The 24,695-nt window shown below is 36.9% G+C and carries 22 protein-coding genes, 1 tRNA gene and 1 riboswitch; of the genes, 17 read left to right on the top strand and 6 right to left on the bottom strand.

Annotated elements, in window-relative coordinates:
• Window positions 1–61: 61 nt before the first annotated feature.
• The gene (locus tag OWO01_RS02370) at window positions 62–1,165 is read right to left on the bottom strand and encodes an ABC transporter ATP-binding protein (protein WP_268778822.1); all 1,104 of its coding nucleotides are present in this window, start codon (window positions 1,163–1,165) and stop codon (window positions 62–64) included.
• Between the two features lie 307 nt (window positions 1,166–1,472).
• Complete coding sequence (locus tag OWO01_RS02365; RefSeq protein WP_268778821.1) at window positions 1,473–2,366, bottom strand: PucR family transcriptional regulator; 894 nt, start codon at window positions 2,364–2,366, stop codon at window positions 1,473–1,475.
• A 223-nt stretch (window positions 2,367–2,589) separates the two neighbouring features.
• Here OWO01_RS02365 and OWO01_RS02360 point away from each other — a divergent pair, with 223 nt between their 5' ends.
• The gene (locus OWO01_RS02360) at window positions 2,590–2,937 is read left to right on the top strand and encodes a YlbF/YmcA family competence regulator (protein ID WP_268778820.1); all 348 of its coding nucleotides are present in this window, start codon (window positions 2,590–2,592) and stop codon (window positions 2,935–2,937) included.
• Between the two features lie 66 nt (window positions 2,938–3,003).
• Here the strand turns inward: OWO01_RS02360 and clpP are convergent, their stop codons facing one another.
• Entirely contained in the window at window positions 3,004–3,585 is a 582-nt protein-coding gene (gene clpP, locus OWO01_RS02355) for an ATP-dependent Clp endopeptidase proteolytic subunit ClpP (protein WP_268778819.1), read from the bottom strand.
• Between the two features lie 535 nt (window positions 3,586–4,120).
• On the opposite strand from clpP, the gene OWO01_RS02350 reads away from it, so the two are divergent.
• From OWO01_RS02350 to OWO01_RS02320, 7 genes are all read left to right on the top strand, one after another.
• Window positions 4,121–4,193 (top strand) — tRNA-Arg (locus tag OWO01_RS02350).
• Window positions 4,194–4,413: 220 nt separating this feature from the next.
• Entirely contained in the window at window positions 4,414–4,572 is a 159-nt protein-coding gene (sspO, locus tag OWO01_RS02345; protein WP_268778818.1) for a small acid-soluble spore protein O, read from the top strand.
• A 173-nt stretch (window positions 4,573–4,745) separates the two neighbouring features.
• The gene (locus tag OWO01_RS02340) at window positions 4,746–6,260 is read left to right on the top strand and encodes a TIR domain-containing protein (RefSeq protein ID WP_268778817.1); all 1,515 of its coding nucleotides are present in this window, start codon (window positions 4,746–4,748) and stop codon (window positions 6,258–6,260) included.
• A gap of 165 nt (window positions 6,261–6,425) precedes the next feature.
• Window positions 6,426–8,039, top strand: coding sequence for an alpha-glucan family phosphorylase (gene glgP / locus OWO01_RS02335; protein ID WP_268778816.1), 1,614 nt, complete (start codon window positions 6,426–6,428; stop codon window positions 8,037–8,039).
• 257 nt (window positions 8,040–8,296) lie between these two features.
• A complete protein-coding gene (locus OWO01_RS02330; protein WP_268778947.1) occupies window positions 8,297–8,623 on the top strand; it encodes a four-helix bundle copper-binding protein in 327 nt (108 codons plus the stop codon).
• Window positions 8,624–8,783: 160 nt separating this feature from the next.
• Complete coding sequence (locus OWO01_RS02325; RefSeq protein WP_268778815.1) at window positions 8,784–9,287, top strand: YehS family protein; 504 nt, start codon at window positions 8,784–8,786, stop codon at window positions 9,285–9,287.
• Between the two features lie 149 nt (window positions 9,288–9,436).
• Window positions 9,437–9,610 carry a hypothetical protein gene (locus OWO01_RS02320; RefSeq protein ID WP_268778814.1) on the top strand — a complete coding sequence of 58 codons (174 nt, stop codon included), beginning with the start codon at window positions 9,437–9,439 and terminating at the stop codon, window positions 9,608–9,610.
• A gap of 167 nt (window positions 9,611–9,777) precedes the next feature.
• Here OWO01_RS02320 and OWO01_RS02315 read toward each other — a convergent pair whose 3' ends face one another.
• The 3 genes from OWO01_RS02315 to OWO01_RS02305 all read right to left on the bottom strand — a co-directional run bounded on the left by OWO01_RS02315 (window position 9,778) and on the right by OWO01_RS02305 (window position 11,792).
• Window positions 9,778–10,263: a Dps family protein gene (locus OWO01_RS02315; RefSeq protein WP_268778813.1), complete on the bottom strand. Its 486-nt coding sequence runs from the start codon at window positions 10,261–10,263 to the stop codon at window positions 9,778–9,780.
• A gap of 94 nt (window positions 10,264–10,357) precedes the next feature.
• Window positions 10,358–11,086 carry a potassium channel family protein gene (locus tag OWO01_RS02310; RefSeq protein WP_268778812.1) on the bottom strand — a complete coding sequence of 243 codons (729 nt, stop codon included), beginning with the start codon at window positions 11,084–11,086 and terminating at the stop codon, window positions 10,358–10,360.
• A gap of 43 nt (window positions 11,087–11,129) precedes the next feature.
• Window positions 11,130–11,792: a phosphatase PAP2 family protein gene (locus OWO01_RS02305; RefSeq protein ID WP_268778811.1), complete on the bottom strand. Its 663-nt coding sequence runs from the start codon at window positions 11,790–11,792 to the stop codon at window positions 11,130–11,132.
• A gap of 386 nt (window positions 11,793–12,178) precedes the next feature.
• A riboswitch (M-box (ykoK) riboswitch) is annotated at window positions 12,179–12,344 on the top strand.
• Window positions 12,345–12,551: 207 nt separating this feature from the next.
• On the opposite strand from OWO01_RS02305, the gene mgtE reads away from it, so the two are divergent.
• The 9 genes from mgtE to OWO01_RS02260 all read left to right on the top strand — a co-directional run bounded on the left by mgtE (window position 12,552) and on the right by OWO01_RS02260 (window position 24,664).
• Window positions 12,552–13,916: a magnesium transporter gene (mgtE, locus tag OWO01_RS02300; protein WP_268778810.1), complete on the top strand. Its 1,365-nt coding sequence runs from the start codon at window positions 12,552–12,554 to the stop codon at window positions 13,914–13,916.
• A 663-nt stretch (window positions 13,917–14,579) separates the two neighbouring features.
• On the top strand, window positions 14,580–15,533 hold the full coding sequence (locus OWO01_RS02295; RefSeq protein ID WP_268778809.1) for an L-lactate dehydrogenase: 954 nt from the start codon (window positions 14,580–14,582) through the stop codon (window positions 15,531–15,533).
• Window positions 15,534–15,745: 212 nt separating this feature from the next.
• Window positions 15,746–16,774: a sugar-binding transcriptional regulator gene (locus OWO01_RS02290; RefSeq protein WP_268778808.1), complete on the top strand. Its 1,029-nt coding sequence runs from the start codon at window positions 15,746–15,748 to the stop codon at window positions 16,772–16,774.
• A gap of 34 nt (window positions 16,775–16,808) precedes the next feature.
• Window positions 16,809–17,810: a type I glyceraldehyde-3-phosphate dehydrogenase gene (gene gap, locus OWO01_RS02285; RefSeq protein ID WP_268778807.1), complete on the top strand. Its 1,002-nt coding sequence runs from the start codon at window positions 16,809–16,811 to the stop codon at window positions 17,808–17,810.
• A 164-nt stretch (window positions 17,811–17,974) separates the two neighbouring features.
• Window positions 17,975–19,165 (top strand): phosphoglycerate kinase, encoded by a 1,191-nt coding sequence (locus OWO01_RS02280; protein ID WP_268778806.1) that lies wholly within the window; start codon window positions 17,975–17,977, stop codon window positions 19,163–19,165.
• Window positions 19,166–19,205: 40 nt separating this feature from the next.
• The gene (gene tpiA / locus OWO01_RS02275) at window positions 19,206–19,964 is read left to right on the top strand and encodes a triose-phosphate isomerase (RefSeq protein WP_268778805.1); all 759 of its coding nucleotides are present in this window, start codon (window positions 19,206–19,208) and stop codon (window positions 19,962–19,964) included.
• Complete coding sequence (gene gpmI, locus OWO01_RS02270) at window positions 19,961–21,496, top strand: 2,3-bisphosphoglycerate-independent phosphoglycerate mutase (protein ID WP_268778804.1); 1,536 nt, start codon at window positions 19,961–19,963, stop codon at window positions 21,494–21,496. The genes tpiA and gpmI overlap by 4 nt, the downstream gene beginning before the upstream one ends.
• 43 nt (window positions 21,497–21,539) lie before the next feature.
• On the top strand, window positions 21,540–22,829 hold the full coding sequence (gene eno, locus OWO01_RS02265; protein ID WP_268778803.1) for a phosphopyruvate hydratase: 1,290 nt from the start codon (window positions 21,540–21,542) through the stop codon (window positions 22,827–22,829).
• 767 nt (window positions 22,830–23,596) lie between these two features.
• Window positions 23,597–24,664 (top strand): glycoside hydrolase family 11 protein, encoded by a 1,068-nt coding sequence (locus tag OWO01_RS02260; RefSeq protein ID WP_268778802.1) that lies wholly within the window; start codon window positions 23,597–23,599, stop codon window positions 24,662–24,664.
• The last annotated feature ends 31 nt before the right edge of the window (window positions 24,665–24,695 follow it).

Below are 24,695 nucleotides of genomic sequence, written 5' to 3'. Positions count from 1 at the left end.
ATTGACTATTTAATAAAAAAAGCGTGGAATCTTAGATTCCACGCTTTTTGAATTCATTAAATTATTTAATACGTTCTTCTGTTTCAGCGTCAAAGAAGTGGCATTTGTTCATATCATATGCCAATTGAATCTTTTCTCCACCATGAATGTCTGTACGAGAGTCAACACGTGCAATGAAATCTTGATCTGCTAATTTAGAATATAGGTAAGACTCAGAACCCATTAATTCCGCAACTTCAATTTCTGCAGTAATTGTTGAACCAGGATTAGCATCAACGAATACTGGCTCGTCATGCATATCTTCAGGACGAACACCTAAAACAACTTCTTTTCCAACATAACCTTGTTCACGAAGTACTTTCATTTTTCCTTCAGGAACATCAATAGTCTGTTTTGGAGAAACTCTGAATTTTCCTTCTTCCAATGTACCAGTGAAGAAGTTCATTGCAGGTGATCCAATGAAACCACCAACAAAGATGTTTGTCGGTTTGTCATAAACTTCTTTCGGTGCACCTACTTGTTGGATAATACCATCTTTAAGTACAACAAGGCGTGTAGCCATTGTCATTGCTTCTGTTTGATCGTGTGTAACGTAAATAGTAGTAGTTTGTAAGCGTTGGTGTAACTTTTGGATTTCCGCACGCATTTGTACACGTAATTTCGCATCCAAGTTAGATAAAGGCTCATCCATTAAGAATACTTTCGCATCACGTACGATCGCACGTCCTAAAGCAACACGCTGACGCTGACCACCTGATAATGCTTTTGGTTTACGATCTAAGTAAGCCTCTAATCCAAGAATTTGTGCAGCGTTTTTCACTCGGCGCTCAATTTCGTCTTTTCTAAATTTACGAAGTTTCAAACCAAATGCCATATTATCATACACGTTCATGTGAGGATAAAGTGCATAGTTCTGGAATACCATCGCGATATCACGGTCTTTAGGAGCAACCTCATTCATTAATTTATCATCAATATAGAATTCACCAGAAGTAATTTCTTCTAGACCAGCAATCATACGTAGTGTAGTTGATTTACCACAACCAGATGGACCAACGAATACGATGAATTCCTTATCTTTAATACTAAGGTTAAAATCATCAACCGCTTTCACACCATCTTTTTCATATACTTTGTCAATATTAGTTAATTTCAATTCAGCCATTTGCGTAATCCTCCTTAAAAATTTGTAAGCGTTAACTTCATAGGTACAGTTTACAGAACTTTGCTTGCCTGGTAAATGGCAAACGTGCACAAAAAGTTTGTCTTGCTTTGTGCACGCTTACATAATTGCTAGAAAGTGAGCTTCACTTCTGCTTTATTTAAGATCATAACAAGAATCCAAGTAAGAGTTAGCTCACAAAATTCATCAATACAACCAATTGCCTTCGAAGCTAGTGCTTTATTTTTTCCTGGTCCAAATATTCTATGCAACTTTTTCTGAAAAAGAAAAAGCAGCCAAAATGTAATGGCTACTCATAACGATTTTTAAATAACAAGGTTAAGTAAACAGATAGTGCGCCTTCAAATTGCTTCACATCTATTTCAGTTTTCTCGATAAATTTATCAATTCGATATTGCAAGCTATTTCGATGCATATACATTTGTTTGGCGGTTAGACTTGTATTCGAGTTGCATTCTAAGAAGATTTGGATTGTCCGAAGTAGTTCTTCGTCTTCACTAGTCTCTTTAAGAATTGCTTGAATTAAGAATTGATGCTCTTTTTTTTCTAATGACGATGATAATAAATAGGGTACAGAACTTACATAGCTCATTACCGCTTTATTATTAAATTTTGTTAACGCATTAAATGCATGTACAATCCATTCGTAGTATTCTGGAGCTTGCTCAATTGCTGTAAGAAAAGGCCCAACAAATAATTTTAGATCAATAAAGAAGTCACTTGTGAATACTTCAATCATCTCTTCATAAGAAAAATCTTCATCCATTGTTTTCTCTTCTTCAATAATGATACCTTCTTGTTGATTGTTCCATATTATTGCCGTTTGATTTGGATAAACCCCAGCAATCGCTTCTCGAAAATCAGCAGGGTCTGATAAAGCTTCAGATAAACAAAAGTAGATAAAGCGGTAATGGTTAGGTCTTTTGGATAAGGCATCGGTTTGTTGATCGAATATAACCTGAGACCAATTTTTTTCTCGAGTTGTTACCGGGGGATGTGTGCCATGATATGGGGTAAGAAACAATTCGAGCAGTGTTTTCTCCTTGTGTTGAAGTTCTATCTTTTTAATTCCAATGACTTCATTTGTTTGGGTGATAAACCATTGATAATCGGCCGATGCTCTTTGTATATTATCCTTACTATGAATCAAGGATGGAAATATCTTTTTTAGTTGATTTATCATATAGCTTGCCTCTCTCTTAATAGGTTTCTTTTATTATAACAAATATAACAAACAATTCGAGTGGGAGAAGCTCTCCTTTTTACGGGTATTGTTTGGATATTGTGAAAAACTTTGTTATAGTTGAACAGAAGCAAATCGACAGTTATTAAAGAACGGTGATTTGACAGGCAGATCACTATTTTATTCAGTAGTGAGAGGCAATTATAATTTAGGAGGACTTTCAATGTCAACAATCCAAGAAAATGCAAATGCACTAGAGCAATCGATACGTAATAGTGAGGAATTTAACGATTTAAAAGCAGCTTATGATGCGGTAATGGGTGATGAAATTGCGAAAAAAATGTTCGATGATTTCCGAAACACGCAACTTGAGTTACAGCAAAAACAAATGCAAGGAATTGAGATTACGGAAGAAGAAGTAGACAAGGCACGAAAAGTAGTAGAGACTGTTCAACAACATGAGCAAATTTCTAAATTGATGGATCAAGAACAACGTGTAAATGAGCTAATTAACAATATTAGCCGTACGATTACAAAACCTTTAGAAGAACTTTATGGTGCTGAAGCATAAGAAAAAAATTCCCGCTATCTAGTGATAGCGGGAATTTTTTTCTAAGATTTAAGCTTAAACTTTAGATTATTTTTTCTCCATTACTTTATCAATTAAACCGTATTTTTGTGCTGCATCAGCGGTCATGAAATTATCACGATCGGTGTCTTTCTCAATTACTTCTAGTGGTTGGCCAGTACGTTCTGAAAGAATTTGGTTTAATTTCTCACGCATTTCAATGATTCGTTTTGCGTGAATTTGAATGTCTGATGCTTGCCCTTGTGTTCCACCAAGTGGTTGGTGAATCATCACTTCACTATTTGGAAGAGCATAACGTTTACCAGGTGCACCTGCTGCAAGCAAGAATGCCCCCATGGAAGCCGCCATACCTACACAAATTGTTGAAACGTTAGGCTTGATGAATTGCATCGTATCATAGATCGCCATCCCTGCTGTAATGGACCCACCAGGTGAATTAATGTAAATGGAGATGTCTTTGTCAGGACTTTCTGCTTCCAAGAAAAGCAATTGTGCAACAATACTGTTTGCCACATTATCATCAATGGCACTTCCTAACATAATGATACGATCTTTTAATAGACGAGAGTAAATGTCGTAGGCACGTTCCCCGCGGTTTGTTTGTTCAATTACTGTTGGTATTAAATTCATTTAAGATCTTCCTCCTTGAATCCGAATAAGATAATGATTTTCTTTCTTTATAGTACCTAATAGGTCAATAAAGGTCAAATGATTGCATTTGAAAAATCATTTTTTACGAAAAGTGTAGTTAACATGTATTTTTCCCAAACGCTTGGTAAAATAAACCTCCTTAATATTATAGCAGAGATTCCACGTTCTTTGCTAATAGAAGATGAGTAATTCCTTGCATATAAACATAAAAATACAAAACTGTTTAAACCAGATAAATGAACATAAAATGAAGGAAAAAAATGTCCGGATTTATCCCGTTGTAACCTTCCGTAAGACTTCCACTTCCAACCAACGAGAATCAAGTTGTTTACGTGTGAGTAACGGACACTAGCACCCCGTATGGCTCAAGGGCCTTTAGGTTCTCCATTAGGGCTAACAATCAGTGTGGGAATACCTAAAAACCCCCACTGATTGAAGTTTCACTTTATGATTGTATTTAAATCTGTTATCCGTTATAATATTGGTTGTCCTTTCTTTATGGAAGGAAATATGTGCGCTCGTAGCTCAGGGGATAGAGCATCGGTTTCCGGTACCGTGCGTCGGGGGTTCGAATCCCTCCGAGCGCGTCCCGCCTAAACTCTTTGGTATCAAGGGGTTTAGGTTTTTTATTTGATGAAATATAAACGGTCAATTATTGGTTTTGGTAACCATGTGGTAACACTAATAAGGAAGGAACTCGCATAAGATTAATACCGATTTTTTCTTAGACGATACGTTATCTCTGAAAGTTCCCATGAATAATTAAAGCACTTTCTACGCAAAATAGCAGTACGGAGGTGAGTTATGATGGATAAGAAAAAGAAAAAAGAACGCCAACATAGCGGAATTAGTGATGAGCAAGCAATAAGAGGAACACTGCCTACCGAGTTTGATCATGAATTTGCCAATGAACCATTAACACCAAACGAGAGACATCACAATAAAAAAACAAAAAAACGTCAATAACAGTTAAGAAATCGAAGCATCTTTCTTTTGAAGGATGCTTTTTTTCACGATAAATTATCCAATGACATATGGGAATAAGGATCATTCACCCATCACACCATGAGTCTATGTCCATACAACTCTTTCTTCTTCTACATACAATAGTATTGTAAGCAAAGAAAGAAGGTGAAAGAATGAAGACTATATTAATGGACTATACTCAAAAAGATAAACAGACCGCAGAAAAGATAACGTATGACTTAGAGCGTAAAGGTGTGCGCGTTTGGAATGATGAGTTTGATATTAAATTAGGCGACAATATTTTTGAGAAAAAAAAGGAATCAATAAAGTGTTGTCATTATATCTTGATTTTATTATCTGATCAGAGCAATCGAACTACAGAATATTATACTGCCATTACAAAAGCGAAGAAAGATATTGTAATTCTTTTGATTGATAACTGTAATATACCAAACATTTTAAAAGAATATCCCATTATTGATCTTCAGGAAGAGTATGATGATGGACTTTCAAATGTACTGGCACATTTAAAAAACAAACTTGAATCGAAAAAAAATCAGACAGAGAAGGAAGTGACTGTTTCATCGGTCGACCTAAAATCAGTTACTTTAAAAAATCCTATCTTGAAATCAATGCAAACCGTTAGTATAGAACAATTTTTTAATGAATTCTCTAATGGGAAAGAGTTGGAAAAATATAAAAAAGCGCTACTCTCTATCTTTGAATTTGCAAAAATGAGGGAAGCTGCTTATCTTCTATTTGGAGGATCGTTTGCCGTAGAGAAGGATAGCCCCTCCAACGTCACTTGTGTTATTGTATTTCGCCATCAATCAGATATCCCGCGCGATCATGGGCGATTTTTTCTTCAGGAAACAACTATCGATGTATATTTTGCCACCATCGAAGATCAAAACACATTATCTACTCATCAACAACTTTTATCCATGGCGAGTAACAACCAAGGTGCTGGCGTAATTAAGATAGATATAACTAACATCAGCATGGATCAGTTACAAAGGATCGATCACAATATTTCTGATAATAGCACTTCATTGATTGACTTGTATCAGCCAAGAGGAGTATTAGTTACACTTCATGGGTTATTATCTCGAGCAAAGTGGAATACAGAATTAGCTCCAATCGTAAGTAGCCAAGGTTGGATATTTGCGCCTTATGTCTATAAAAGTTGTGTCGATTTGTTATTTAGGGAACAAAAACGGAAGAGGGCTGTAGATGAATTTAGAAGTTGGATATTCGATATCCAGATGAGATACAAAGGAGTACCCATATCCGTTATTGCGCATTCTTTTGGAACCTATATTATTGCGAGTTATTTAGCAGGCTTTGATGAAGATATTCCTGTTCAGTTCCAGTCTGTTATTTTAACAGGGTCAATCGTTCATACGAATTATGATTGGAAAACAAAATATGAACAGTCAAAAATTATCCGTGTTCGAAATGAAATTGCCAAAAATGATAGTTGGGTGAAAAGAATGCCAGACGGTATTATACGGCTAAGCAAAAAGTTTGGTCAATCGGGTGTGAAAGGGTTCGCGCAAAACTGTGACATCCTAACACAGCACAATAATAAAATATTTGACCACAACAATGTAATTAAAAGAGATGTTGTTGAACAAATATGGTTGCCTTATTTAAATGCAAATAGTAACTTGGATTTTTTAGAGTAAACATTAAATTTTTTTCAAAATTAATGCAATCGTTTTCCTTTTTTACTAGAATTTTTTGAAAAAGTCTAGTATTATAGAAAATATAGAGAATAAAAAATTACAGTAATGTCTTTTTGTAGAAGTGGATGCAACACCAGTATTAATCATTCTAAGGAGGAGTTAGTAATGGCAAAGAAGTATCCAAATGTAGCTTATTTTTGCATGGAGTACGGCCTAGACGCTACTATGAAAACGTATGCAGGAGGTCTGGGTATTTTAGCAGGAGATTACTTGAAAGGTGCAAAAGATCATGAATTTCCGTTGGTTGGAATAGGTATTAAGTGGAAACAAGGATATACAGATCAAAGAATTGATGAAAACGGTAATCCTTATGATGCATACCACAACTATGATTATGATTACTTAGAAGATACGGGTGTAAAAGTTACTGTAAAGATTAGACAAAGAGATGTGGTTTGTAAAGTATGGAAAATAGAAAAGTTCGGCAATGTACCATTATATTTACTTGATACTGATATACCGGAAAATGAGGATGCATGGATTACTGGTCAATTATACGGTTGGTTCGGAGAAGAAAGAATTGCTCAAGAAATGGTACTTGGTATTGGTGGAGTACGCGCATTACGAGCATTAGGTCTTGATATTGATGTATACCACTTTAATGAGGGTCATGCTTTGTTTGCTGGATTTGAGCTGATGAAAGAAGAATTCGATCAAGGGGCAACATTTGAAGAAGCTTTAAATGCGACGAGAGCGAAAACCGTGTTTACCACGCATACTCCAATCATCCAAGGGAATGAATCACATCACCTTGATCGCTTGATGTATATGGGGGCAAACAATGGTTTAACGTTAGAACAGTTGGTTGAAATTGGAGGAGCACCATTCAATATGACAGTCGGAGCCTTACGAATGTCACGAAAGTCAAACGCTGTTGCTGAACTACATGGGGAAACAGCCAATAAAATGTGGGCACACGTAGAAGGGCGTTCAGAGATTATTCCAATTACGAATTGTATTCACAAGCCAACATGGGTAGACGAGAACATGATTAAAGTTGCTGAAGATGGCGGCGATTTATGGGAAGCGCACATGAAGAATAAGCGTGACTTAATCTCTTTTATTCATGAACGAAATGGTGTGACATTAAAAGAAAATAAGCTGATCATTGGATTCTCAAGACGTGCAGCCCCATATAAGCGTAGCGATTTTATTTTTACCGACGAATCAATAATTGGACCATTATTAGAGTCGGGTAAAGTACAGATTGTTTTTTCCGGAAAAGCACACCCACTTGATGATACGGGAAAAGGAATTGTTTCATCTCTAGTAAAAATGTCAAAAAAATATCCGGAAGCTGTTGTTTTCCTAGAAAATTACGATATGACAATCGGCGCTGCATTAACGCGAGGCTCTGACTTGTGGTTGAACAACCCTCGTAGGCCAAAAGAAGCAAGCGGAACATCTGGTATGAAAGCAGCTATGAATGGAGTACTCAATTTCAGTACACTAGATGGCTGGTGGCCGGAAGCTTGTAATCATGGGGTTAATGGATGGCAATTTGGTGATGGTATGGAATTTGAGGATGAAGCAGTGCTTGATACCCATGATTTAAAAGCTTTATATGATGTGTTGCAAAATGAAGTCTTGCCAACTTATTATGATAAGCATGAAAAATGGGTCGAAATGATGAGAGAAAGTATTTTAAGTACAAAAGAGCAATTTGCTGTAAAACGTATGCTAGAAAATTATTATGAAAAACTATATGCGATCGAATAATTATTTCGCAGTAACCGTCCGTAAGACTTCCGCTTAAAAACGATGAAAAATGTTTAACGGACGCTAACCCCGCAAATCCTTCAAGGGCCTTTTTAGCCATTCTTTAGGGCTAACAATCAGTGGGGGAAACCCAAAACGTCACTGATTAACGTTTCTATATAAGGAGCGCTTACCATTCATGGTAGCGTTCTTTTTCATGTTTACGTTTAGAGTGGATGGGAATAGCTTAATAAATTTACTGAAAAGGAGATGATCTTATCACCGATAAAAATTATCAAAAAGTTATTGAATCATTACATGCGTGCATGGAGGCTTGTAACCATTGTTATACCTCTTCTTTAGAAGAAGATGCGAACCATATGAAAGCATGTATTCGTCTGAATCGTGAATGTGCCACCATTTGCTCTGCTTTCGAACAAGCACTTAGTTATAATACAGCGTTTATTCAAGAATACGCAAAGCTTTGTAAGACTGCTTGTGTTGCTTGTGGTGATGAATGTTCCAAGCACAATCATGATCATTGTAAAAAATGTGCGGAATCTTGCTATGCATGCGCAAAAGAATGTGCACAATTGATTGCATAATCATTCTGTTCTAACTGATATAATGGCAAGAAAAAATATATCCCCTTTCTATTTCATCTAGAAAGGGGATTTCACTTTTTCAATGTAAAGGCGAATGAAAATTGTAGGAAAAAGTATTATACTTAGAGTTACTGTGGAAAATGTGGTAGGAGGGAAACGAATGAATAATAATGACATAATAACTAGACTCAGGTATGCTTTGGATTTAAAAGATACAGATATGACTGATATTTTTCGATTAGGCGGTTTTGAAGTAGATTTAGATGATGTGCGCAACATGTTGACAAAACAAAATAATGAAACGGAAACAAATACCTACACGGAGAATGTGTATGTAAATCAATGTGAAAATATCGAATTAGAAGCTTTTTTTAATGGGTTGATTATTTATAAAAGAGGAAGACAAGATAACCAAACGCAAGAAACACCTAAAAATGAATTAAACGATAGAAATGTTAATAATATCATGCTTAAGAAAGTGAAAATTGCGTTGGCTTTAACAAGCGAAGATATCCTTGAGGTATTAAGCAAAGCAAATGTGACAATATCAAAGAGTGAGTTAAGTGCCGTTTTACGGAAAGAAGGGCATCGAAATTACAAAGACTGTGGAGATCGTTATGCAAGAAATTTTCTAAAAGGATTGGCAATAGCGTACCGGGGGTAATTTCTGCATTCTACTTCCAGAAATTCTGGGATATTTTTGTTGAAATAATTAGGGGTGTTGTTAATATACAGGGACAAAAAAGTGGTTTATTTTTCATGGATAATTGATATCTCGGTTGTGCAAAATAGCTTCAGGGAGGTGAGTTAACCATGGCAAAACAACGTGCGAATAATGACAGAAATGCTCGTCGGAATGGCCCAGAACGAGGAGTAAACGAAAATGCTCAAGTTCAATACGAGTTTGCTGATGAAACCTTGTCAGCAACAGAAAATAACAAGGAAGAAGCAAATAACAACGACAATAACGGTTGTCGCGACGAATAAGTAATTAAACAAAGATCCCACATGATTGAATCAAAAGTGTGGGATCTTTTATTCTTGCCTAAGTAATTAAAATTTGTTAGCTGTGAATAACTTTTCGAACCACAATATAGCTACGTCTGAAGCTAAGCGCCAAAACTTAGGTAACCGTAGCTCTGCGATTTTGTTCGTTAGGAAAACGATGATTCAGCATAAGAGCAAAACATCCAATGGTATTTTTCAAAAAATGTAATACTGTTACGTATTACTTCACCTGCATAACTAGATAGCATCTCTTCTATTTCTCGTAGTTCAAGAAGCATTTGCCTACAATCATAAACAAGAATCATTGCTGCTGTTTTTCGATCGAATGTTCTATTTGGTAATTCATGAATTGTTGAGATGCTTAAAGCTTCTTGTAAAGAGCCAACCGGAAAAAAACCGAATGCCTTTATTTTTTCCGCAACCAGGTTAATGTAGACAGCTACTTCTTTCGTTAATATCTTTGTTTTATCACGTATGTCAAAAAAACTTTCTCCGCCTATATTCCATTGAATATTGTGTAATTTAATATAGAGAACTTGCAAGTTGGCTAAGTATTGATTTAGATTTTCCACTGCTTGTTGGGCCTTTGCTTGAGTCAATCCAATGCTTTGAGGGTTAATGTTACATTTCATTTGCTCACCCCTATTGCCTTTAATGATTACCACTGTAGTCTATTCAACATATGGGCAAAAGGTGCGGATGAAATTTCCGATATTAATCAAGCTACTATTCATCTTTTTCCTGTCTTAATTGTTCTAGCAAAACAATCATTTCCCCTATCTCTTGAGAACTTAATTGATCTACACGCTCTAGTTGTTCTTGAATAAAGAGAACAGAGGCGCGTTGTTGGGGTTTATTTCTTACAAAGAAAGTAGTAATGGACCCCGTTAACATCCCAATTAGTCCTATACCTACCAACATAAGAATAATGGCTAAAACTCTTCCGAATATCGTTTCAGGGGAAATGTCACCATAGCCAACCGTTGTTGTTGTAACAATTGACCACCAGACCCCATCAGAAAAATCTCTTACATTAGGTTCTACAATCGATACTATAAATGCAGAAACAATGATTAATACAACGGAAGCAGAAAGCACTTTATCCAATCCATTTGTCTTCAAGATTCCAAAAATAGGATGTTTGCTATTTTTGGACAAGACAAAAACTCGTACGAACTTAAATAATCGTGCGAAACGAGCGGTTTGAAAAAGTGCATCTAGTGGAATTGCTGCAATCAGATCAAAAGGATTTGTTTTAACAAAGTGCCATTTGTTTTTCGTTCGGATAAATCGAATCGCTACGTCTAAAAAGAGAATGAACCATACGATTTGATTAAGAAAAACATAGGAGGAATTGTTCACCCATATCAATACCACAGATAATATTGCTAGCAGAACTAAAATGATCTCATATAGTAATTGAATGGTTTGTTTGTGTTTGTTATAAAAATCCATTAAGAAAGGCTCCCTATTATTTAGTTTTTAGTAGTCTGTTGTATCAATAGGAGTGAGGATGTCTTTTAGCAATTGTATATCTGATGAGCAACAACCAAGCTGAAAACCAAAATAATGAGCTACTGATTGCTCCAATAATATCTGTAAAATAGTGAGCTTCTAGAATGATCCTACTTAGACTTACACCTGTAATAATGATGATAAAGAGCGATGTTAAGGCAATTGTAATGCCTTTATTTAATCTTAGCCTCCAGATTAAATAAATGAGGAAGATAAAGAAAATAGTTACTCGCATCGTATGGCCACTTGGGAAACTATAAGAAGCCAATTCAAATTCATGTCCAAAGAAAGCGATAACCCTTTCTTCACCTGGGCGTGTTCTTTGAAAAATAAATTTTAATACATAATTAAGTACGATACCTCCCAAAGAAAGTCCTGCAAAGAAAAAGCTAGTAATCCAATCCTTTTGGAAAACGAAAATAAGTAACGTTAAAGAAGATAGAAGGAAAATAGCTTCAATAGAGCCAAAGATTGAGAATGACTCAATAACCATGATGATCGTAGGATTCGCGATAGATGAAATTTGATCACCTACCCAGTCATCTAACCATAAGTATTCAGTGTAAATCGATAAAGTAGTAGTTGTAACAAATAAAGTTAAGCTAATCACTGCAAAAACATAAAGTAGAGTATTGTTTCGTTTCATGATGTTCACACCTCTTCAAAAATTAACATAATCTTAACATATAAATCATTCTCATGCGATCTATTTTTTAAACCAACATTCTCACTTGAAACAAACGTTCGTCACCCTTTTCAAAACAACAAGAATACCAAGTTGCTTAAGAGGGAGTAACGGCCGCTAAATGCTTCAAGGGCCTTAGGTCATTCTAGAGGGCTAACAATCAACGGAGGAATACCTAATAACTTCCACTGATTGAAGTTTCACTTTATTAAAAATAGGTAAATTGTTAGGAAGGAAATTATCCACCCCCGACAATTTATATAGTGGTAAAATAACCGGTATGAACGAGTTTCTTTCTTCTCTTGACATTCCTTGTTCTGTACTTTACCATTGTCCATGAGAATAATATAAAACCTCGTTAGGTGAGGCTCCTGTGATGGAGATACGCTACTGCCCAAAAACGTCCAAAGACGCCAATGGGTCAGCAGAAACTATCGACTTAAGGTGGTTTTTAACGTAGCTGGATTAATCCTATGCCACACAGTGCTAAAGCTCTACGAATGGAGGATGTTGTGATTCTTTGAGATGCTCTTTTATGAACATAATAGTGCAACCCGCCTTCATTGGAAGGTGGGTTTTTGTTATTGAGACAAAAAGGGGGATGCGGAATGGACAGGTCTGAACCAGACTCGAGGCGTTTAAATAAACACATATTTGAACCGAATAAAATAATGATGAGTTCATCCGCATCGTCGTGGTGACTCAATTGGAGGTATACTAATGATTAATTTTGATGAAGTGAATAGAGAAGAATATGCAGCAGATGTAATAGATGCATTGAAAAAAAGTAATAAAGACCGATTTTTAGAATTGTTTTTGGACTTACATCCTACAAACCAAATTGATATCTTTGTTCAGCTTAATCGTGAATTGAGAGATCGTGTTTATGAATTTATTGAAGCTTCAGACTTCGCGGAGTTATTTGAGGGATTAGAGTTAGACAAACAAAAACAAGTTATTGAGGAATTAAAAGATACTTATATTACTAAACTTTTTAATAATATTCCTACAGATGAGATTGCTGACTTTTTACCAGAATTAGATGCTTCAGCCTCTAACAAGATTTTAGTTTCGATGGAGAAAGAACGCGCAAACGTTGTTAAAGAATTACTTACCTATACAACAGAAACTGCCGGGGGAATCATGGTGAAGGAATTTGTCACTGTGAAGACTACGGAAAAAGTTAGCGAGGTAATTGATAACTTACGGGTTTCTGCACCTGATGCAGAAACTATTTACTACCTATATGTAATTGACAAAACCGATAAACTTGTGGGTGTGCTGTCTTTACGAGATTTAATCATAGCGCCATCTTCTGAATTAGTAGAAAATATAATGGGAACGGATATTGTTACGGTAAATATTAATGCGGACCAAGAAGATGTTGCTAAGCTAATGAAGAAATATGATTTTCTTGCTGTACCGGTTGTGACAGATGAACAAGAGCTAACGGGTATTATTACGGTTGATGATGTGATGCATGTCATGGACGAAGAGGTAACAGAAGATTTTGATGAATTCATTGCAGCAAAAGGTGCAATTGATGTAAACATTAGTTCTTTTCAAGCAGCAAAAAAACGCGCTCCATGGATCGTTATGCTTATTTTCTTTGGTTTTCTTACTGGTGGTGTAATTGGCCAATTTGAAGATACTTTAGAAGAAATTCTTGTATTAGCAGCCTTTATCCCATTAATCATGGACTCAGCGGGTAATGCTGGTACACAGTCTTTGGCTGTTGTAGTTCGTGCAATAGCTACTGGTTCTTTCGAAAAGAAGGGGCTTTGGAGTGCGGTTAAGCGAGAATTTGGGACTGGTTTAATGCTAGGGGTGATTACAGCAATTGTTTTATTGATCGTAATTCCTATTAGATACCCAGGTAATTTTGCTTTATCTTTTATTGTTGCAGCTTCGTTGTTTTTAACATTAAGCTTCTCAACGATCATTGGTGCAGTGGTTCCGGTCGTAATCAATAAGTTTAAGTTAGACCCAGCAATTGCATCAGGTCCCTTTATTACTACAGTTAATGATATTTTAGGTTTAATCATCTATTTCACGATTGCAACTACATTTATAAATTACTTGTAATTAAATAATTTATGAGAAAAACACTCTTGAACATGAGTACTTTTTCATCTGGAGCCCAACGCCCCTTATTTTTAGGACTAACAATCAGTTGGAGAATGCCTTCACCCCGCCGGAGTAAGTTTCATTTCATTTTGTATTTTCATTTGTGAAGAAATGGTATATAATGAAAAAATATTATTCGATGTGATGTGGGGGTATTGCTTTGAAATATGTATATTGGCTTTTATTATCCATGTTTGTATTGTGGGAAATTCATGCACTACAAGATATCTTTGGGTTTTCAGTGCGATGGCAATACCTGGCGAACGTGGTGTTTGTCATTTATTTTGCATATTTATTTAACATTAATTTTCCTGCCAGTAAGCTATTACGATTACTTTCAGTAAATAAAAGGGCAGCATAGGCAAAAGATCCAGAGGCATTTAGTCTCTGGATCTTTTGCGTTTGATTAAAATCCCGGTATTTATTCAGTAAATTCAATAGTTAAATCTGTTATGATACTTCAAAGCTGTTGAACAGGTATAATACCATATATTCATATAAATGAACTTTAAATTGTTTGAAAATCAAAACATATTAAAGTTCATTAACGGGTAATGTATCTATATACTGAAAAGGTCTTATGGTATAGAAGAAACATGAATTAGATAGGAGGATTTATTTATGACAGTAGAAAAAACAAAAACACGTAAAGTAGTGATTGTTGGTACTGGATTTGTTGGGGCTAGCTATGCCTATGCACTATTAAACCAAGGGATTGGTAGTGACCTTGTTTTGATTGATTTAGATAAAGAACGAGCGGAAGGAGAAGCTCGTGATTTAAATCATGGCATGCCATTTCGATCACCAATGAAGATTCGTGCCGGTGATTACGATGAATGTAAAGATGCAGATATGGTGGTGATCACTGCTGGGGCAAATCAAAAACCTGGTGAAACACGCTTAGACCTTGCTACCAAAAATGCTAAAATAATGAAAGGTATCGTTACTCAGATTATGAAAAACGATTTTAAGGGGATCATTTTGGTAGCAACAAACCCAGTAGACGTTTTAACGCACGTTGCTTATGATGTCTCTGGGTTGCCGAAAGAACGTGTGATTGGATCAGGGACTATTTTAGACACCGCAAGATTTCGCTATTTGCTAAGTGAATATTATCAAATTGATTCTCGTAATGTGCACGCTTATATTATCGGTGAACATGGAGATTCTGAACTACCCGTATGGAGCCACGTACAAATTGGTGGTGTGCCATTGAAAAAGTACGGATGCATGGATGATGTGGCAGAAGATCCGGACATGAAACAGATTTTTGAAAATGTTCGTGACGCAGCCTATCATATTATTGAAAGGAAAGGTGCGAGTTATTATGGAATTGGTCTAGGGCTTGCACGATTAACAAAAGCAATTCTCTATGATGAGAATTCGATTATAACCGTATCTACTTTGTTTGAAGGCGAATATGGAATTGAAAATGTATATCTAGGTATTCCGGCAGTAGTGAATGAAAACGGAGTGCGAGAGATGATTGAATTAGACCTGAACAAAAAAGAATTAAATGAATTGCATGCTTCCGCAAAGATTTTAAGGGAAATGACGGAAAAGGTATTAGAGTAGAAGGATTAACTCGGGTCTTCTCATTAAAAAAAGACTCGAGTTAATATTTTTTACAAACACTTAACACGGAAAGATAAATAAATTTCTTGAGCAAAGTGAATACTTCTGCTACAATATCTCTTGTGAGAGAATTTTTTTGTCGTGCGTGGGACACTATGTGATTAAGAGGGACGTTTTTAACCCCGATAGATTAAAGAAAAAGGAGTTAAAACATGCGAGCAATCGTTGATTTGCAAAAAAAATTATTCCCGGATATATTAGAAGTCGTCCAACGTCGATATAAAATTTTACACACGATTCAATTGCTCCAACCTATTGGACGTCGAAGTTTATCAGAAAAGATCGATATGAAAGAACGTGTTGTTCGTAGCGAAATTGATTTTCTAACCAAGCAATCTCTATTAGATGTGACGAGCAAAGGTGTTATCTTAACCAACGCTGGCAAGGAATTGTTTATTCAACTTAGTGTTTTTATGGAAGAACTTTCAGGGTTTCATGCATTAGAAGATCAAATCAAGGACACATTAAAGCTAGATCGTGTCATCATCATCCCGGGAGATAGTGATACACAAACCTGGGTGAAACAAGATTTAGGCAAACGTGCTGTTGAGTATTTATTATCCATAATAACATCAGATCAAACAGTTGCAGTAACGGGTGGGACGTCGATGGCTGCTGTGGCAGAAATGATGCACTCTTCTCCAAATGTGAAAGATTGTATGTTTGTTCCAGCAAGAGGTGGGCTTGGAGAACGTGTGGAGAATCAAGCGAATACAATTTGTGCCGAAATGGCTAAAAAAGCAAATGGTGATTATCGCCTGTTATACGTGCCAGATCCATTGAGTGAAGGGACTTATCAGTCTATTATTCAAGAACCTGGTGTCGAAGAAATTTTACATATTATTCGCCAAGCAGATGTAGTCATGCATGGTATAGGCAATGCGTTAACCATGGCTACTAGAAGAAAAACTCCATCAGATGTTTTAATGAAGCTTGAATCGGGAAGAGCAGTAAGTGAGGCTTTTGGTTATTATTTTGATCATATCGGACATGTTGTTCATAAAGTTCGAACAGTAGGAATGCAATTAGAAGACTTGTCTAAAATAAAGACAGTGATTGCGATAGCTGGTGGGAAATCGAAAGCTGAAGCAATTGACTCGTACTTTAGACAAGGGAAAAGCAATGTCCTCATTACCGATGAGGCTGCAGCAAAAGCGTTAATAAAGGGTTTTTCCCTTTAAATAAATTATATGTATATACAAGGAGGAAACAAGAATGACTGTAAAAGTAGGTATTAATGGTTTTGGTCGTATTGGCCGTTTGGCTTTCCGTCGTATTCAAGAAGTAGAAGGGATCGAAGTAGTAGCGATCAACGATTTAACGGACGCTGATATGCTTGCACACTTACTAAAATATGATACAACTCAAGGCCGTTTCAATGGTGATGTTGAAGTGAAAGATGGTTACTTCAGTGTTAACGGAAATGATGTTAAAATCCTTTCTAACCGTAACCCAGAAGAATTACCTTGGGGAGACCTAGGTGTTGAAATCGTGCTAGAATGTACTGGTTTCTTTGCAACAAAAGAAAAAGCTGAACTACACCTTAAAGGTGGAGCGAAGCGTGTCGTAATTTCTGCTCCAGGTGGAAATGACGTACCAACAGTTGTATACAACGTTAACCACGATATCTTAACTGGTGATGAAACAGTTATTTCTGGTGCTTCTTGTACTACGAACTGTTTAGCTCCAATGGCTGATGTATTAAATAGCGAATTTGGTATTCATGAAGGTCTTATGACTACAATTCACGCTTACACTGGTGACCAAAATACATTAGATGCGCCACACCCTAAAGGTGACTATCGTCGTGCTCGTGCTGCAGCAGGTAACATCGTTCCTAACACAACTGGTGCTGCGAAAGCAATTGGTCTTGTAATTCCTGAATTACAAGGAAAATTAGATGGTGCTGCTCAACGTGTTCCTGTAGCTACTGGTTCATTAACAGAGTTAGTAACTGTATTGAATAAAGAAGTAACTGCTGACGAAGTAAACGCAGCAATGAAAAAAGCAGCGAACGATTCTTATGGTTACACAGAAGATATGATCGTTTCTTCTGATATCATTGGTATCACTTACGGTTCACTATTTGATGCTACACAAACGAAAGTAATGAGCATTGATGGGAAACAATTAGTGAAAACTGTTGCTTGGTATGACAATGAAATGTCTTATACTGCACAATTAATTCGTACTCTTGAGTACTTCGCTAAATTATAATTTTAACTGAGCTTAGTTTAGATAGTTTAAAACAGACAAGCGGGGAGCGATCGCGCTTCCCGCTTCTGTTTTATGTGTGAACATTATTTTACTAAAGTATAAGGGGAACTAAAGATTATCTTAGGATGATCTAAGTTTTTCTAATCGTAATGGGGGATTATAAAATGGCTAAAAAAGTCGTAACTGATTTAGATGTAGCTGGAAAAAAAGTTCTCGTTCGTGCTGACTTCAACGTACCAATGAAAGACGGAAATATCACAAACGATGATCGAATTGTTCAAGCACTTCCAACGATTAAACATTTAATCGAAGAAGGAGCTAAAGTGGTTCTTTTCTCTCACTTAGGTCGAGTAAAAGAAGAAGCAGACAAAGAAGGTAAATCATTAAAACCTGTAGCTGATCGTTTAGCAGAATTACTAGGTAAAGAAGTCTCATTTGTTCCAGAAACACGTGGCGAAAAATTAGAAAATGCGATTGCCGGTTTAGGCAATGGCGATGTTCTTGTGTTCGAAAACACACGTTTTGAAGACATTGATGGCAAAAAAGAAAGCAAAAATGATCCAGAACTAGGCAAGTATTGGGCTAGTCTTGGGGACTTGTTTGTTAACGATGCTTTCGGTACGGCACACCGTGCGCATGCTTCAAATGTTGGTATTGCATCAAATATTGAAACAGCAGCTGGATTCTTAATGGAAAAAGAGATCAAGTTTATTGGTGAATCAGTTGATAATCCAAACCGTCCATTCGTAGCAATCTTAGGTGGGGCAAAAGTTAGTGATAAGATTGGTGTAATCGAAAACTTACTTACAAAAGCAGATAAGATTTTAATTGGTGGCGGAATGGCTTACACATTCTTTAAAGCCCAAGGAAAAGAAATCGGAAAATCTTTACTAGAAGCAGATAAAGTAGATTTAGCAAAAGATCTTCTTGCTCGTGCAGACGGTAAAATTATCCTTCCGGTTGATTCAAAAAACAACAAAGAGTTCTCTAATGATGGTGACATTACAGAGACTTCTGTAGATGCCATCCCTACAGATGCAATGGGTCTAGACGTTGGTTCGGAAACTGTTCGTCTATTTGAAAAAGAACTGTCTGATGCGAAAACCGTTGTATGGAACGGACCAATGGGAGTCTTTGAATTATCTAACTTTGCAAAAGGTACAATTGGCGTTTGTGAAGCAATCGCAAACCTTGATGACGCGAAAACGATCATCGGTGGTGGGGACTCAGCTGCTGCAGCAATGCAACTAGGTTTCGCTGAAAAATTCTCACACATCTCTACAGGTGGCGGTGCATCTTTAGAATATTTAGAAGGTAAAGAATTACCAGGCTTAGCTGCTATTAGTGATAAATAAAGATTGCAGAAAAAAGTAAAAGTTAGAAAGGGAGCAGATTATGCGTAAACCAATTATTGCAGGGAACTGGAAAATGAACAAAGTGTTGGCAGAGGCGGAAGCTTTTGTTGCTGATACGAAAGACAAAGTACCAGCACAAGACAAGGTAGAATCGATTGTATGCGCGCCTTTTCCTTACTTACAAGCGTTAGTATCGAAAAGTGCGGGCACAGATCTAGAAATCGCTGCTCAAAACATGCACTTTGAAGAAAGTGGTGCTTTTACTGGGGAAGTTAGTCCAGCAATGTTGAAAGACTTAGGGGTAACGTATGTTGTACTTGGTCATTCAGAGCGTCGTGAATTATTCGCTGAGACAAATGAAACAGTAAACAAAAAAGCTCATGCAGCTTTCGAATATGGCATTACTCCGATTGTATGTGTCGGTGAAACGTTAGAACAGCGTGAAGCGAATCAAACGATGGATATTGTTGAAGTTCAAGTGAAAAAAGCATTAGATGGACTTACAGAAGATCAAGTGAAGCAAACAGTGATTGCTTACGAGCCTATTTGGGCAATTGGAACTGGTAAAACAGCTACATCGGAACAAGCAAACGAAGTATGTACACATGTACGTAAGGTCGTTGCTGCATTTGTATCTGCAGACGCAGCAGAAGCTGTTCGAATTCAATATGGTGGTAGTGTGAAACCAGCGAATATTGACGAATTATTAGCACAATCAGATATTGACGGTGCATTGGTCGGTGGTGCTAGCCTTGAGGCAGATTCTTTCTTGCAATTAGTGGAGGCTGGTGCAAAATGAGTCAAAATAAATTAGCAGCACTAATTATTTTAGACGGGTATGCTATTCGTGACGAGGTAGTTGGTAACGCGGTAAAGCAAGCAAATACACCTAACTTTGATCGATACTGGAATCAGTATCCACATAATCAATTAACTGCATCTGGAGAAGCTGTTGGACTTCCAGAAGGTCAAATGGGTAACTCAGAAGTAGGTCATTTGAATATTGGAGCTGGTCGGATCGTTTATCAAAGTTTAACACGCGTTAACTTATCGATTCGTGAAGGAGATTTTTTCACTAATGAAGAGTTGGTGAAAGCTGTTGATCATGCCTTGAACAATGATAAAGCCTTGCATATATTCGGTCTTTTATCTGATGGTGGGGTTCATAGTCACATTGAACACTTATATGCCCTATTACAATTAGCAGCAGATAAAGGGTTGAAAAAAGTATTTGTACACGGTTTTCTTGACGGACGTGATGTTGGTCAAAAATCAGCCAAACAGTACATTAAAGCTGTCCAAGCAAAAATGGATGAAATTGGCGTTGGTGAATTTGCTACAATTTCAGGGCGATATTACGCAATGGATCGTGACAAACGTTGGGATCGTGTTCAAAAAACGTTTGATGCAATGGTTTATGGACAGGGACCAACAGCAAAAGATCCTTTGGCTGTTGTCGATGCGGCCTATCAGGAAGAAATTTATGATGAGTTTATTCTTCCTACTGTCATCACTGATGACAACGGGGAGCCAAAAGCAACGATCGGATCAGAAGATGCAATCGTATTCTATAACTTCCGTCCAGATCGTGCGATTCAGATTTCACAAGCGTTTGCAAACAACGATTTTTCAGAATTCAATCGTGGAGAAGCTGCACCAAAGGACATTCATTTCGTTTGTTTAATGAAGTATAGTGATACAGTAGCAGGTAACATCGCATACAAACCAAATGATTTGAAAAATACTGTAGGTGAAGTTTTATCTAATCATGGTTTAAATCAGTTAAGAATTGCCGAAACTGAAAAATATCCTCATGTTACTTTCTTTATGAGTGGTGGTCGTGAGCAAGAATTTGAAGGGGAGAAACGTATTTTAATTGATTCTCCAAAAGTCGCAACGTATGACTTGAAACCGGAGATGAGCGCTTACGAAGTGACTGATGCACTATTGAAAGAGTTAGATGAAGGAAATCAAAATGCAATCATTTTGAACTTTGCTAACCCTGACATGGTAGGGCACTCGGGTATGCTGGAGCCAACAATTAAAGCGATTGAAGCTGTTGATGAGTGTCTAGGAAAGATTGTGGATAAAATCATAGAAAAGGGTGGGCAAGCGATCATTACCGCTGATCACGGTAATTCAGATGAAGTTGTTTCCCTTGATGGCAATCCAATGACTGCACACACTACAAATCCAGTTCCAGTTATCGTAACTAAAGAAAGAATTGAAGTGCGTGATGGAGGAATTTTAGGTGACTTAGCACCTACCCTTCTAGACTTATTACAAGTTGAACAGCCGGAAGAAATGACAGGTAAGACCTTAATTAAGTAATACTAAATTACAATAAATATATTCAAAAAAGGAGATTTTAATTATGCCATACATTACAGACGTATATGCACGCGAAGTCATGGACTCTCGTGGAAACCCAACAGTTGAGGTAGAAATCTATACAGAATCAGGAGCATTTGGTCGTGCATTAGTACCAAGTGGTGCTTCTACAGGTGAGTATGAAGCAGTAGAATTACGTGATGGAGACAAAGACCGTTACCTAGGTAAAGGTGTTCTTAAAGCAGTACAAAACGTAAATGAAGTAATTGCACCAGAACTTTTAGGTTTTGACGTTACTCGTCAAGTTGTCATTGACAAACTTCTTATTGAATTAGACGGTACACCAAACAAAGCTAAACTAGGTGCTAACGCTATTCTTGGAGTATCTATGGCTGTGGCACGCGCTGCTGCTGACCACTTAGGTGTTCCATTATACACTTACTTAGGTGGATTTAACGCTACTGTACTTCCAACACCAATGATGAATATCTTAAACGGTGGGGAACATGCGGATAACAACGTTGATATTCAAGAATTCATGGTAATGCCAGTAGGAGCGCCTACATTCAAAGAAGCATTACGTATGGGTGCTGAAATCTTCCATAACCTTAAAAAAGTTCTTTCTTCAAAAGGTTACAACACTGCAGTTGGTGATGAAGGTGGATTTGCTCCTAACTTGAAATCAAATGAAGAAGCACTTGCTACAATTATTGAAGCAATCGAAGCAGCTGGTTACAAACCAGGTGAAGAAGTTAAATTGGCAATGGACGTTGCAGCTTCTGAAATCTATGAAGACGGTAAATACAACCTGAAAGGTGAAGGCGTTGTTCGTACTTCTGCAGAAATGGTTGATTGGTACGCGGAAATGGTTGATAAGTACCCAATCATCTCTATTGAAGATGGTCTTGACGAAAACGACTGGGATGGTTTCAAATTACTTACTGATCGCCTAGGTGATAAAGTACAATTAGTTGGTGACGACTTATTCGTTACGAACACGGAAAAACTTGCTGAAGGTATTGAAAAAGGTATTGGTAACTCAATCCTAGTTAAAGTTAACCAAATTGGTTCTTTAACAGAAACATTTGAAGCAATTGAAATGGCTAAGCAAGCTGGTTACACTGCTGTTATCTCGCACCGTTCTGGTGAAACAGAAGATACAACAATTTCTGATATCGCTGTTGCAACAAATGCAGGACAAATCAAAACTGGTGCACCTTCACGTACGGACCGTGTTGCGAAATACAACCAATTATTACGTATTGAAGATGAATTAGTAGAAACAGCTAAATATGCAGGAAAAGCTGCATTCTATAACTTAAACAACAAATAAGGATAAGTTATCAAACCCCTAGTAGCACTTACGCTACTAGGGGTTTTGTCTTTGTTTAGGAATAAAACTCGTTAACTATGGATAATTTTTCCGAACAGATTATAGCCTGGTTCAGCTTCGAGCACCAAAAACTAGACTACTTCACGAAGCAATCTGTGATAAGTCATCATCAGTTCGCAAGCAAAACGTGATTCCTTTTACCGCAGCGCGGGGCTTCAACTCTCACTTTTCCTGATGTAGTGTCGCCAATTTCTGTTGATACGCTAGTTTGAGCGCATAGTTGGTTTTTACACAAACTAGTTTATAAACATTGTTCTTCGATAGTTTCTTTTGAAAATCTAAAAAAGTGTTATTGATTCTCAAACAATAAAACATCACAATCCAATTTTGTATCCATATAACAATTACATCATTCATGTATTACTTTAATATGCTTGAACAAGCGGAGTAGGTTACTATTCAGCTTACTTACTGGCCAATACTGAAAATAGACATTTTAAAACATTACGAGCCTTTCTGTCAGGGTAAACCACAAGGGGTCAAATTAAAAACAGTTAATCTACTAAAGTGGCTGGCTTAAAAAAACATCTATAGTTTTTAGGGTTGTATAATATGAAAAAATTGTTAATATATAAGTGTACATCCAATATATAACAAAGAATAGAGGTGAATAATTAAACAGTTAGATGTTAGGGAGGCACTGATTGCTACAGCTGCTAAAACATCAGGATTAAACCTAATTAAAAAAATTAATGGAGGTTTTAAAAATGAAGTTGTTAAGAAAAACGAAGTACTTGCTCATTGGCTTTTGCTTTATCAGTTTATTAATAACAACGGGCGTTTTTGCAGCAGTAACTAGTAATGAACTCGGCACACATGGTGGCTATGACTATGAATTTTGGAAGGATAGTGGTGGTTCTGGATCGATGACATTGGGTGATGGCGGAACTTTCAGTGCTCAGTGGAGTAACGTTAACAATATTTTGTTTAGAAAAGGACGACGATTTGATGAGACGCGCACTCATCAACAAATTGGAGATATATCCATTGATTTTGGTGTCAATTATCAGCCAAATGGAAACTCGTATTTAACCGTCTATGGTTGGAGTGTTGACCCTCTTGTAGAGTATTATATTGTTGATAGTTGGGGAACTTGGAGACCACCAGGAGCATCTTCAAAAGGGACGATTCATGTGGATGGTGGCACTTACGATATCTATGAAACTACGCGTGTCAGTCAACCATCAATCAGAGGTACGCAAACATTTCAACAATATTGGAGTGTTAGACGAGACAAAAGAACAAGTGGAACGATTTCAGTAAGTGAACACTTTAAAGCATGGGAACGTTTAGGTATGCAAATGGGGAACATGTACGAAGTTGCTTTAACCATTGAAGGGTATCAAAGTAGTGGACAAGCTAATGTTTATCGGAATAACTTGATCATTAATGAAAGTGGATCGGGCGGATCAGGACCAACACGAGTTGAAGCAGAATCGATGAATCTAAGCGGACCTTATGCTAGTCGAACTTACTCGCCATTTGATGGAGTTACATTATATGCTAACGGTGATGCGGTTTCGTATACGCAGTATTTTGCAAGGGATACGCACAACTTTTCATTACGAGGAGCCTCGGATCAATCTGCTTTGGCTAGTGTTGATTTGAGGATTGGTGGTGAATACAAAGGTACGTTTTACTTTGGAGATGAACACCCAGCCACTTATACGATTGAAAATGTACGTCACGGAACAGGTCCTCAACTGATTGAGTTAATTGTTACGAACGATAATGATACGTGGGATGTGCTTCTTGACTATTTAGAAATTCATTAATTCAATACTTTATAAATGCCAGTTTCTTAAT

The organism is Natronobacillus azotifigens (assembly GCF_026805325.1).
Taxonomy (GTDB): domain Bacteria; phylum Bacillota; class Bacilli; order Bacillales; family Amphibacillaceae; genus Natronobacillus; species Natronobacillus azotifigens.
Note: the sequence above shows the minus strand (reverse complement) of the source record. Positions and strands in the feature narration are given on the sequence as shown.